Annotated in this window: 12 protein-coding genes; 11 read left to right on the top strand and 1 reads right to left on the bottom strand. The window is 67.1% G+C overall.

Annotated elements, in window-relative coordinates:
• Positions 1-77: 77 nt before the first annotated feature.
• On the top strand, positions 78-896 hold the full coding sequence (locus tag BOX37_RS18865) for an IclR family transcriptional regulator (RefSeq protein ID WP_071928818.1): 819 nt from the start codon (positions 78-80) through the stop codon (positions 894-896).
• Positions 897-926: 30 nt separating this feature from the next.
• On the opposite strand, the gene BOX37_RS18860 is transcribed toward BOX37_RS18865, so the two are convergent.
• Complete coding sequence (locus BOX37_RS18860) at positions 927-2,033, bottom strand: GGDEF domain-containing protein (protein ID WP_071928817.1); 1,107 nt, start codon at positions 2,031-2,033, stop codon at positions 927-929.
• Between the two features lie 269 nt (positions 2,034-2,302).
• Between BOX37_RS18860 and BOX37_RS18855 the strand changes: the two genes are divergently transcribed.
• The 10 genes from BOX37_RS18855 to BOX37_RS18810 all read left to right on the top strand — a co-directional run bounded on the left by BOX37_RS18855 (position 2,303) and on the right by BOX37_RS18810 (position 12,232).
• On the top strand, positions 2,303-2,956 hold the full coding sequence (locus tag BOX37_RS18855; protein ID WP_071928816.1) for a TetR/AcrR family transcriptional regulator: 654 nt from the start codon (positions 2,303-2,305) through the stop codon (positions 2,954-2,956).
• Between the two features lie 290 nt (positions 2,957-3,246).
• On the top strand, positions 3,247-3,741 hold the full coding sequence (locus BOX37_RS18850; protein WP_071931643.1) for a hypothetical protein: 495 nt from the start codon (positions 3,247-3,249) through the stop codon (positions 3,739-3,741).
• Between the two features lie 2 nt (positions 3,742-3,743).
• Entirely contained in the window at positions 3,744-4,574 is an 831-nt protein-coding gene (locus tag BOX37_RS18845; RefSeq protein ID WP_071928815.1) for an MlaE family ABC transporter permease, read from the top strand.
• The gene (locus BOX37_RS18840) at positions 4,574-5,428 is read left to right on the top strand and encodes an ABC transporter permease (protein ID WP_071928814.1); all 855 of its coding nucleotides are present in this window, start codon (positions 4,574-4,576) and stop codon (positions 5,426-5,428) included. Before BOX37_RS18845 ends, BOX37_RS18840 begins: the two co-directional genes overlap by 1 nt.
• Entirely contained in the window at positions 5,429-6,694 is a 1,266-nt protein-coding gene (locus tag BOX37_RS18835; protein WP_071928813.1) for an MlaD family protein, read from the top strand.
• On the top strand, positions 6,691-7,728 hold the full coding sequence (locus BOX37_RS18830; protein ID WP_071928812.1) for an MlaD family protein: 1,038 nt from the start codon (positions 6,691-6,693) through the stop codon (positions 7,726-7,728). Before BOX37_RS18835 ends, BOX37_RS18830 begins: the two co-directional genes overlap by 4 nt.
• Positions 7,729-7,732: 4 nt before the next feature.
• Positions 7,733-8,743, top strand: coding sequence for an MCE family protein (locus tag BOX37_RS18825; RefSeq protein WP_071928811.1), 1,011 nt, complete (start codon positions 7,733-7,735; stop codon positions 8,741-8,743).
• Entirely contained in the window at positions 8,740-9,843 is a 1,104-nt protein-coding gene (locus BOX37_RS18820) for an MCE family protein (protein WP_156910456.1), read from the top strand. Before BOX37_RS18825 ends, BOX37_RS18820 begins: the two co-directional genes overlap by 4 nt.
• Positions 9,840-10,949, top strand: coding sequence for an MlaD family protein (locus tag BOX37_RS18815; RefSeq protein WP_071928810.1), 1,110 nt, complete (start codon positions 9,840-9,842; stop codon positions 10,947-10,949). The genes BOX37_RS18820 and BOX37_RS18815 overlap by 4 nt, the downstream gene beginning before the upstream one ends.
• Positions 10,946-12,232 (top strand): MlaD family protein, encoded by a 1,287-nt coding sequence (locus tag BOX37_RS18810; protein ID WP_071928809.1) that lies wholly within the window; start codon positions 10,946-10,948, stop codon positions 12,230-12,232. Before BOX37_RS18815 ends, BOX37_RS18810 begins: the two co-directional genes overlap by 4 nt.
• Positions 12,233-12,254: the final 22 nt, after the last annotated feature.

The following is a 12,254-nucleotide window of genomic DNA, read 5'->3' as shown; positions in this document are numbered from 1 at the left end:
AGTTTTCGCGATGTCCGCGTGCCCACGGCAGCGGCACAGTGATGCCCACAGCGCAGCTGACAGCAGTGAGGTGAGCCATGACGGTCGACATAGGTGTCGCGCTTCGGCCGGTGCCGCACGCCGGTCGCACGCCGGTCTCGATGATCGAGCGGATGACCCTGATCCTGGACACCTTCGACGGGCCCGCGCCGATGCGCACCCTGGTCGATGTGGTCGAACGCACCGGACTGCCCCGTTCGAGCGTGCACCGCATCATCGAGCAGATGATCCGGCTGCGGTGGCTGGCGCACGCGCCCGGCGGCTATCGCCTCGGCACCAGGGCGCTGGAACTCGGCGGGCTCGCCATCGAGCACAACGAGATCCGCGATGTGATGGGGCCACTGCTGCACGAGCTGTGCCGCCGCACCGGCATGGTCGCCCACCTCGGTGTCCTCGACGGGCCCGAAGTGCTCCTCATCGACAAGGCCGTCGGTCGCGGTGGCGACAGTCTCCCGACCCGCCTCGGTGGCCGGCTGCCCGCGCACAGCACCGCGGTCGGCAAGGCATTGCTGGCCATCGTGCCCCCGAGCGTCATCGAGCTGGCCTTCCCGGAGCGGCTGCCGCAGCTCACCGCGCAGACGATCGGCAGGCGCGCCGAGCTGCATCGCGAACTGGACCAGGTTCGGTGCCATCGGGGGGTAGCGATCGATCGTGCGGAGTCGCTGCCCGATGTCGTGTGCGTCGCGGTGCCGATCCGCGCCGACGTCGACGGTGGGGTCGCCGCGCTGTCGCTGTCGGGGCGGGTGGGTGAGCAATCCCGGCCCGGCACGGGCCGGTTGGCCCAGATCCTCGTCGAGGCCGCCGACGATGCCGAGCGTGCGGTGCGCACTCATCTGCGTCGGCGCCACCGAGTCTGAACCACCGCACGGGTCCGAGAGCTCCGGCCTTCAGCTCCTGGGCCGGGGCCCAGTGTGGTGATGATTCGGCGGCGGCGTGAGGTCGTCGACCACGACGTGATTCCCGCCGGATTGTTTGGCACGGTACATCGCCGCGTCGGCGGAGTGCAGCAGCCGGTCCGGAGCCGGGCGTGGACACTGCGGGCAGGCCGCCGCGTCGAAGACCGCGACGCCGACGCTCGCCGTGACCACCACCGTGGTCTCCGCCGGTTCGGCGACCACTTGGCACAACCGTTCGGCTTCTTTGCGCGCGGCCGCCGCGGTGATCGGGGCGGCCACCACGAACTCTTCGCCTCCCGTGCGGGCCACCACCGCTGTTTCCCCGGCGGCATCGCGCAACCGCCGAGCGGTCCGCACCAGGACGAGGTCGCCGATGCGGTGGCCCCAGGTGTCGTTGACGCTTTTGAACCGGTCGAGATCGAAGCAGATGACACTGATCGCGGCATGGTGATCCATCAGGCGCGGCAGCTGGTTCTCGAGGCCGCGGCGGTTGAGGAGTTCGGTCAGCGGGTCCGACAGTGATTCGGTGCGCAGCAGCGAATAGAGGAGCTGGAACGCGGGGGTCGCGATGACCACCGCGGAGAGGAGTAACGCGACCGCGAGAGCCAGGTGGACGCCGCTGCCCGTGGCGATCCGCACCGAGAACACCACGACGGACAGCAGCGCCCACACCGTGTGCACGGCCAGGGCCCGCGCACTGTGGAAGAAGCTCAGATAGCTGCCGGTACCCAGGAAGAGAACCGCGCCCATCGCCCCGAACAGCCGATCCTGCAGCTGAAGGAATTCCATCGTGAACAGCACATCGGCACAGGCGATCAGCACCAGTGACTCGGTCTTGTTCGGCCAGGGCAGCAGCCACCAGCGCAACGCCCACAGAGTCCCGGAAATCACTCCGATCGTCGAGGCGACACCGGGATGGCCGGGTGGACCCACCGGCGTGCCCGCGATCACCGCACCCATCACCGCGATCGCAGCCCCCGCGAAGCCGATGAGTACCTTCAGCGGTACCAGCGCCGACCGGGCGGCCAGCGTGCGAACCAGCCACTGGTAGTCGACAGGATCCTTCCACCATGCCCGAAGCGTCCTGCCGTCATTCATCGACTCACCGTTGGTTCCGACCGCATCGCCTCTCTGCTCGTTGCGCGTAGGGGAAGTCCAGAAATCCCCACCAGCCCGACCGGCAGTAGTGTAGGTCCGACGTGGTCCACACGGTGCCAATGTGCCTGCCACGGCCCTGGCTCGTGGCTACGACGCTGTCGAGATCGGCGCCGACGAACTCACGACGAATACGGCTGGAGCCGAGGCCTCGCGTCGGTCAGTTCGGGAGTGGGAGCAGGACAGTCGACCAGCAACGATACCGTTGGGGGGTGAAACGGTCACCGGAAACGGACTCTTCGATCCGGATCATCGACGTCGTGGTGGAGCTGTTGATGTCGGATGGGTACGACGATCTGCAGCTCAAGGAGGTCGCGCGTCGGGCACAGGTTTCCCTGGCGACGGTGTACAAGAAGTTCGCCACCCGTGACGAGATGATCGTCGCCGCGGTCACCCGCTGGATGGCGATCAACAGTTACGCCGAGTTGGAACCGCCTGCTCCGGGCGAATCGCTGCGCGATGGATTGGTCCGTGTCATCCGGCATGTGTTCGAGCCGTGGGAGCGCAATCCCAGAATGCTCGAGGCCTACCATCGCGCGCGCAGAGGCGTGGGCGGCCGGCAATTGGATGCCCAGGGTGTCAGTGCCGTCCTGCCGGTCGCCGCCGTGTTGTTCGAGGGCTACGAGGCCGCCTATGTCGAGGACATCGGGCTGATCATCACCAACATGATCTACGCGTTGACCGGACGATTCGTCGACAAGGAGCTCGAGGTGACCGAGATCCTGCCCATGCTCGAGCGCGCGATCGACCGCTTGACCAGCAACAGCGTCGCCCCGGCCGCGAGCGTGCGCACGACCGACGGCAGCCCCGGCACGCCATTCCCCGTGTATCCGGCCTTGGCTGGTCCCTACGGACCGGACCGGTAGTCACGGCCCGGTCGCCGAGCGCAACCTTGTTGACCTGCGATAGAACGAATTTCGGGACTTGTACGCCCGAGCGCAGGCGATGTGACGCAGATCACAAGTTAGTTGGGTGAGACTGCTGTCACACGGTGAGTAACCGGATTACCGTGTGGTCGGCAGGGGCTCCGAGTGATCGAATTCCGGGCACGGGGCGTATCTGTCGAGATCTTCAGATTCGAAGTTTGGATGGTAAGCCCATGGCCGCACAACTCGTTGATTCCGCGCACTGGAGAGCCCACGCCCGCCGGCATCCTCTGCGATATCGCCTGGCCATCGTCGCGCCGAATGCCGTGGAAGTCGTTCGCTACGCCGGTGGCTGGCTCTTCGATCGGACGACCGCCGGGTGGGAGGTGACCGTGCTCGTCGACGATCACACCGACATCCGTCCCCTGCAGATCCTCGGCGCGACAGTGCTCGATATCGAGCAGTCATTGGCAGCACCGAAACACGACACGTGGCCGCATGCCGTGGCAGTGCCCACCCAGATGATCGCGGACTGTCGTGTTCGCGACGGAATTCTGGAATGCCTCGACCGCCGGTCGGCCGAGCTGTCGCTGTGGGGCGACGCCCTTCCCGCCGAACTCGAGGATCGCGTACAGACCACGCACCATCGAGTGAGCCGGGCCGCGCGCGCATTCAAAGCCTGCGCCTTGGCGACGGCAGGATTCCCCGGTGAGGAAGTCGGCCCCACCGAGGTGTTCCGGGTCAGCCCGGCACGGGCCACTGCTGGACCAGTCTCCGCGAGGTGACAATGGCAACGGCGGATCGTGAGGTGGTCGAATGGGTGCGCGGCTACTTTCGCCGACACCCGATCGCCGCCTTGGAAACAGTCGGTGGCCAATTCAGCCTCGGTATGCGTGCCTTGCGCTTTCTCGTCATCGACGTGATCAACGGACGATTCGCGTTCCAGGAGTTCGTCAGGCAGGCCGCGTTCATGGCATCGTCCGCGGCCTTGCCGACGATCTTCGTCGCCTTGCCGATCGGGGTGACACTGTCCATCCAGTTCGGGTTGCTGGCCGGGCAGGTCGGCGCCACGTCGCTCGCCGGCGCGGCGAGTGGGCTCGCGGTGATTCGGCAAGGGGCGCCGATGGTCGCGGCGCTACTGATGGCGTCGGCGGTCGGTTCGGCGATCTGCGCGGATCTCGGATCGCGCAAGATCCGCGACGAATTGGACGCCATGGAGATCATGGGCGTCTCGGTGATCCGCCGTCTGGTCGTGCCCCGGCTGGCGGCCGGGGTACTGATCGGGGTGTCGCTGACGGGAATCGTCTGTTTCGTCGGCTTTCTCGCGGGCTACCTGTTCAATGTCTTCGTCCAAGGTGGGGCACCGGGAAGTTTCGTCGCGACCTTTTCCTCTTTCGCGACCGTCGACGATTTGGTGCTGACCATGATCAAAGCCGTGGTCTACGGCGCGATCGTCGCCGTGGTCGCCTGTGAGAAGGGGCTGACGACCCAGGGTGGACCAGCGGGTGTGGCGAATTCGGTCAACTCGACAGTGGTCTCCTCGATCCTGCTCCTGATGATCGTGAACGTCGCCTTCACGCAGCTGTACATGATCTTGTTGCCACAGCAGGGACTGTGATGGCCGCGCAGTATTACCCGCCTGGGGTGCGGCCGGTGTACCGGGCCGCGGTCAAGCTGGCATCCGGGGCGATGCGTCTGGGCCACATGGGCACGTTCCTGATCCGAGCCCTGTTCTCGATCCCGGTGATGCTGCGGCACTATCGCAAGGAATTTCTGCGCATTCTGTCCGACATCACCTGGGGCAACGGTTCGATTGTCGTGGGCGGCGGCACTGCGGGTGTCATCATCGTGCTGGGCGCGGCGGGCGGCGCGATCGTGGGTCTGGAGGGCTACAACGCGCTGCACCTGCTCGGGATGGAGCCCACCGTCGGCCTGATCGCCTCGACCGCCTCGACCAGGGAGTTGGCTCCCATCATGGCCTCGCTGGCCTTCGCCGCCCAGGCGGGCTGCCGGTTCACCGCTCAACTCGGTGCGATGGGGATCGCCGAGGAGATCGAGGCGATGGAGGCGATGGCCATTCGCGCCATTCCCTATCTGGTCAGTACCAGGATTCTCGCCTCGGTCGTCGCGATGATTCCCCTGTACCTGGTGTGCCTGGCCGCCAACTACCTGGCGGTCGAAGTGGTGGTCGGCCTGTCCGGCGGCCTGTCCGCCGGTACCTATCAGCACTACTTCCAGTTGGTTCTCAACGGTCCCGACATCGCGTACTCGCTGCTCAAGGCGATCGTTTTCGTGATCCTCACCTCGACGATCCAGTGCTACTACGGCTTCTATGCCGTCGGCGGTCCGCAGGGTGTCGGCACTGCGGCGGGCCGGGCGATGCGCGCGTCCATCTCGGTGATGATCCTCGTCAATCTGTTGCTGACCGTCGGCCTCTGGGGCATCGGTTCGAGTGCCCGGCTGGGAGGGTAGATGTCGGCGATTCTGTTCGAGAAGGACGGGCGTGGTCCCGGCGGATTCTCGCTGGTGTTGCGTGGCGTGGTGCTGTTCGTGCTCATGGCGGTCGTGGTCACGGCGCTGTTGATGAAGTCGACGGGCCGCTTCGACGCCAAGGTGGAAGTGATCGCCGTGCTCGACCAGCTCGGCGATGGCTTGCCCGCCCGATCCGACGTGAAGTTTCGGGGCCTGCTGATCGGCACGGTGGCCACGGTGGCGCTCGCGGACGACGGCGGACCGAATCGGGTCACGCTGCTGCTCGAACCGGCGTACGCCTCGAGTGTGCCGCGCACGGTCACTGCACGGGTGGTTCCCAGCAATGTCTTCGCCGTGTCCTCGATTCAGTTGGTGGACAACGGTCCCGGTCCCGCGCTGACTGCCGATACCGAGATCGCCCAGGACCGTAGCCTCTCGACCGTCCAACTCCAGACCGCGCTGACCAAGCTGCGCGAGATCATCGCCAGCACGGGGCGGCTCGGGTCCGACAGCACCGTCGGCCTGCTCGCCGCGGTGGCCGAGGCCACGGATCGGCGGGGTGATGACATCGTGCGCGCCGGTGCGCAACTCGACCGGATCACCAGGGAATTCGACGCACTCCTCGCGCCGGACGGTGGTCCGTCGACCCTCGGCGCGATGGCCGAGGCGGTACACGGACTGAATGCGGCAGCACCGGATCTCCTGGACGCCTTGCACTCCGCGGTGGTTCCGCTGCGCACGGTGGTCGAACGCGAGGGCGAACTGCTGAACCTGCTGTCCGCGGGCAACAACACCCTGTCGTCGCTGGGCGGTGGACTCACCCGACATGCCGACCAGATCGTCACCGTGACGAATGATCTCGTTCCGGTTCTCGATGTGGTGGGCGAGGGAGCCGCCGGTTTCGCGCCGATCGTGGTCCGGATCAAAAGGATCTCGGATCTGTGGTTCGCCGAGTTCTGGAACTCCGAAACCCAGATGGGCACCGGCAAATTCCAGTTCCGGCTGAGCCCGCACACCGCCTACACCCGCGCCGACTGTCCCCGATACGGCGAGCTGTCCGCACCCAGCTGTGCCACCGCACCGGTCGCGATCCCCGAACAGGAGTTGCCGCCCAGCATGAGTCCGCAGTCGTATCCGGTGCCTCCGTTGAGCCCGCAGATGTGGGACATGATCCGCCGGATTCTGGGTGGTGAGGCCAATGCCGCGGAATCGGTGCTGGCCCAGCTGCTCGCCGATGCAGCACTGCCGATCGGCGGCGGCCGATGAGCTTTCGTCGTTCGCTGATCGGTTTGGTCTTGTTCCTGATCGTGGCCATCGGACTGATCTGGGTCACCTTCGTCACGCTGCATCGCGGCGTGGACGGCACGACGCGAAACTATTCCGCGATCTTCAGCGATGTCACCGGTCTGCGCGTCGGTGACGATGTGCGGATGGCCGGGGTGCGGGTGGGCCGCGTCGACGGAATCGCGCTGGTCGGCAATCGGGCGCAGGTGCGGTTCCGTGTGGAGGAAGAACAGAAAGTCTTCGGCAATACGAAGGCCTCGATCACCTATCAGAATGTCATCGGCCAGCGCTACCTCGGCCTGGCACTGGCCGACTTCGGCGCGCCAGAGGAGCTGGAGCCCGGTGGGGAGATCCCGCTCGAACACACCGAACCCTCGTTCGACATCTCGGTGTTGCTCAACGGGTTCGAGCCACTGTTCGGCGGTCTGGACCCGCAGCAGGTCGACAATGTGACCGGTGCGTTGATCACCGCGCTACAGGGTGACAACACCTCACTGGTGCTGCTGATCGCGCAGATCTCCACCCTCGCCGAGTCCGTCGCCGGGCCGGACCAGGTACTCGGCGCGGTGATCACGAATCTGAGCGAGGTGGTGGGTGATCTGGCGGCGCACAGCTCCTCGGTGAGCACCTTGGTCACCCGGGCACGGTCGATCATCGACGGGCTCTCGAGCCACCGTGACGAGCTGCTCGGATCGCTGACGACCGTCGCGTCGGTGACCGGGCGGCTGGCCACCGTTGTCGACGACGTGCGGCCCGAGCTGAACGAATTCCTCACGCGTGAACCAGGTTTCACCAGGCACTTCGAGGAGAACAAGGACAGTTTCGCCTACCTCGGGTTCAACCTGCCCGCCCTGCTGAAAGGACTGGCCAGGGTGAGTCAGGAGGGGTCCTACCTCAACACCTACCTGTGCAACATGGGCGTGACGTTCCTGCCCGCGCTCACCACACTCGTGCCGACCATCGTCGGGCTGGCCTCGCCGACCGGCACCATTCGACAATCACCGATCTGCAGGTGAGGCAATGACATCGAAACATCCCTCGAAGAGCATGCTGGGGCTGATCGCGCTCGGTCTGCTGCTCGCTGTCGTCGCCGGCGCGGTGGGCTTCAACTCCCTCGGCGTCGGACAGCAGCGCTACGACGTCGAGTTCGCTCAAGCCGCCGGCCTGCGCGTCGGGGACGGCGTCACCATCGCCGGGGTGCCGGTCGGCACGGTCACCGGTCAGCGGCTGACCGAGGACCGGGTCCTGGTCACCCTGAGCGTCGATCGTTCCGCCGCGCTCGGTGCCGACACCCGCGCCGCGATCAAACTGACCACCCTGCTCGGGGCCCGCTATGTCGAATTGACCCCGGCGGGCGAGGGCGAGATCGCTGATCACCGGATCGCGTTGACCCACACCGATGTTCCCTACGACCTTCAACAAGCGCTCGACAACGCCACCGCGACGTTCGAACAGATCGATGCCGGTCGCATCGCCATCTCGCTCGACGCACTGGCGAATCAACTCGACGGCGTGCCGACGGTCTTGCCCGGCCTCCTGAACAATCTGCGCTCGCTCGCCACGCTGCTCGGCAGTCGTCGCGATGAGCTCGGCGCGCTCCTGACAGGTGTGCAGCAGCTGATCACCGTGGTGCACAGCCAACAGGGCGACCTCTCGGCCATCGTGACCCAGGGTCGCGACCTGGTCACCGAGATCCTCGCGCGCCGCGGTGCGCTCCAGACGCTGATGGACTCGACCCGGCGGCTGGCCGATCAGGTCAGGGTGCTGGTTGTCGAGGACCGGGCCGAAATCGACGAACTGCTGCGCGGCTTCGAGGGATTGCTCGGTAGCCTCGCCCGCCACGACGACCTGCTACGCAACATCCTGCAGATCTTGCCTGTCCCCATCCGCAATTTCGCCAACGCGTCGGGCACCGCCAACGAGGTCGACTTCACCGCGCCCGCAGGGCCGCTGATCGACTCCTGGATGTGTGCGCTGAGCGGTCGAGCCGACCAGGTGGCGCTGGCGCCCTATTTCCAGGACTGCGAATGAGAACCCTTGTCACACTGGCCAGGATCGCGCTGGTGCTGTCGCTCGGTGCGATCGCCGGCTGCGCGGGTGCCCTCGGCGACTCGAATCGGGCGATCACGGTAACGGCCCGATTCGACAACGGTGCCGGACTCTACGTGGGCAATGCCGTCGCCGTCCTCGGGATGCCGGTAGGGGAGGTCACCGCGATCGCCCCGCGCGGTTCCCACGTCGAGGTCACGATGCGAGTCGAGGGCGACGTGCGCATCCCGGCGGACGCGACCGCGGTCACCGTCTCGACCTCGGTGCTCACCGATCGCCACGTCGAGTTCACCCCGGTCTACCGCGACGGTCCCACCCTGACGGACCGGGCGCAGCTCGGCCTGGACCGTACCCGTACCCCCATCGAGTTCGACCGCTTGCTCGGTGCCGCGGACGGGATGGCCGCGCAGTTGGCGGGCACCAGCCCGGAGACCGGTCCGATCGCCCGGTTGCTCGATGTGTCCGCGCAGATCGCCTCGGGCAGTGGTCCCGAATTGCGGGCCACGATGAACGAACTCTCCGGTGCCCTCCGACTCGGCGCCGACGGGGGAGCGCAGACCCAGGAGGCGATCACCGACATCGTCGAGCACCTGGCGGTGCTGGTTCGCGCCGCGGCGGGAAACGATCAGGTGATCCGTGAATTCGGTAGTGCGACAGAGGAATTGGCGGGCGTGCTGGCCGAGCTGGAGATCGGAGCGGGGGATACCGGCGCGCAGATCGTGCAGATCATGCAGCAGGCCGACGACCTGCTGACGCAGAACAGCGAGAGCCTGCGCTCCACGATGCACGATGCCGCCGCGGTGACCCGGGCGCTCGCGGACTATCGCGAGGAGGTCGCCGAGTTCATCGACGTGACACCGCTGCTGCTGAACAACGCCTACAACGCCATCGACGTCGACTATCGCGGCGTGCGGGTACACGCACTGCTGGACAAGGTGTTCTTCGACGGTCAACTGGTGAAGGAGGTGTGCAATGTGCTCGGCCTGCGTCAACTCGGCTGCAGCACAGGCACATTGCAGGACTTCGGGCCGGACTTCGGCATCACCGACATGCTCGAGGCGATGTCGAGGTTGCCGCGATGAGGCAGCGATGTCGGTCTGCGTGGGTCGTGCTGATCGCCGGCGTCGCGCTCGTCACCGGATCTGGTTGCTCGGTGGGCCTGGGTGAACTGCCCTTGCCCGCCCCTGGCGTCGGGGGCTCCACCTATACGATCCACGCCGGTTTCGCCAACGCGTTGAACCTGCCCGAGCAGGCGAAGGTGCGCTTGCTCGGCGCCGATGTCGGTGAGGTCACCGACATGTCGGCGCGCGACTACACCGCCCTGGTCACGATGCGCATCCAGCAGGGAGTGCCCTTGCCGGTGGGCACCCGGGCCGAATTGCGCACCGCGACCCCGCTCGGCGACGTCTTCGTGGCGCTCACCCCACCGGACGCAGCCGCGCCAGGAGGGCCCTCGCTCCAGGACGGCGACACCATCGCACTGTCGTCCACCCAGGCCGCGGCCACCATCGAGGAACTGCTGACCACGGCGTCACTGCTGGTGAACGGCGGGGTGATCCGGAATCTGACCAACATCGTCAACGGCCTCGGGCACGCCGTCGGCGATCGCGGCGCGAACCTCGCCGCGCTGCTGGACCGATCGACCAGGGTGGTGCAGGCCCTGGCCGCGCGATCAGCCGACATCCGCACCGCACTCGTCGAGGTCGACGAACTCACCCGGCAACTGCAGGCGCAGCGGCGCCCGCTCGGCGACCTGGTCGATGTCGCGGGTCCGGCGCTCTCGACCGTGACCGACAGCTCCCAGCAGGCGTTGGCGCTGATCCGGCAGGTCGATCAGATCAGCAGGGAACTGGCGAAGTTTCCCGCCATCGGCGGGACGGCCGCTGTCGGCATGGTCGCCGACATCAATCGGATCTCCGCGGGGCTCAACGCGGCCTCGACCGATCCCGATGCCAGCCTGGCGGCGATGAACGCGATCCTCGGGCCGATCATCAAGGTCACCAACGGCACGTCGGCGCACGTGAACGCCGATCTGGCGGACGTGACGATCGGCGCGCTGCCCGACCCGGCCCACCCGGGTGATCCAGGCAGCCGGGTACCGGACGCGAGCGACTGGCAGGCCTTCGTCGGCACCTTGACCTACACCTTGCTCAAACTGCAGCAGCGTGTGACGGGGGCAGGCCGATGAGCCCTTCGGAACGCACCCGACCGCTGCTCGCCGTCCCGGCCCGTGTGGTCGTCGGTGCTGCCAGGCTCGGCAGTAGGCATCGTTCGCTGTTGTCGTGCCTGGCGCTGCTGCTGACACTGGTTGTCGGCACCGTCTATCTGGTGTTCGGCGCGCTCGGTGTCGATCCGACGGCGGCCACCATGACCGTTCGGGTGCATCTCGCGCAGTCGGGCGGGCTGCTGGCCGGGCAGAACGTGACCTTGCGGGGCGTGCCGATCGGTCGAGTCGAATCCGTCGAGCTGACACCCACCGGGCTGGTGGCCACCGCGGCGATCGATGCGACGGTCCGGGTGCCCGCCGATGGCGGGGTCCGGGTCGCGAGTCTGTCCCTGGCCGGTGAGCAGTACCTCGACTTCCGCCCGGCCGGTGACAACGGTCCCTACCTGACCGATGGCGCCGAGATCGAGGTCGAGCGGACCTCGACCCCGGTGCCGCTGTGGCAGACCCTCGCTCAGCTGGATACCACGCTCGCGCAAGTGGATCCGGCCCGGCTGGCCGCGATAGTCGAGGAACTCGGGGTCAGCGCGCACGGTCCGGGCAAGCTCGCCGACATCATCGACGGGGGGATCTTTCTGGTCTCCACCCTGGACTCGGTCCTGCCCCAGACGGTCGGCCTCCTGCGCGACAGCCGCACGGTGCTCACCACCGCGGCCGCCGCGGCGCCGGGGTTGGGTGAGTTCGCTGGTGACGCGGCCCGATTGATGTCGGGGGTGGAGGCGAAAACAGGCGGGTTCGTCGATCTGCTCGGCGCGGCGCCGGGAACGCTGGCCGCGTTGGACGCGGTGATGGCGCAGAATTCGCCGGCGGTGGTCGACCTGATCGGCAATCTCGGCACGGTGGCGGACATGGCCAACTCGCGCGTGCCCGCGCTACGGGAGTTCTTCTTCCCGACCGAACGGGCGGGTTCGACACTGGGCAACCTCACCGCGGCGTTCCACGACGGCGGTCTCTGGGGCCTGGTCAACCTGTACCCGCGCTACTCCTGCGACTACAACCTCCCGCGGCATCCGCCCGCACGGCCCGATTTCCCCGAACCGTATATCTATACCCACTGCGCGAACGAGGACCCGTCGGTCCTCATCCGCGGCGCGCGCAACGCGCCACGCCCACCGGGTGCTCGCGTTCCGGGCGCACCGCCGCCGGGGCAGGCGGCCGACACCCAGGCGATCCCGACTCCGCTCGGACCATGGTCCATTCCGCTCACGTTCGCGGGTCCGGAGTTGCCGACACCGGTACCGCGCTGAACGCGCTACCGGGCTCGCACCG

The organism is Nocardia mangyaensis (genome assembly GCF_001886715.1).
GTDB classification, from domain to species: domain Bacteria; phylum Actinomycetota; class Actinomycetes; order Mycobacteriales; family Mycobacteriaceae; genus Nocardia; species Nocardia mangyaensis.
Note: the sequence above shows the minus strand (reverse complement) of the source record. Positions and strands in the feature narration are given on the sequence as shown.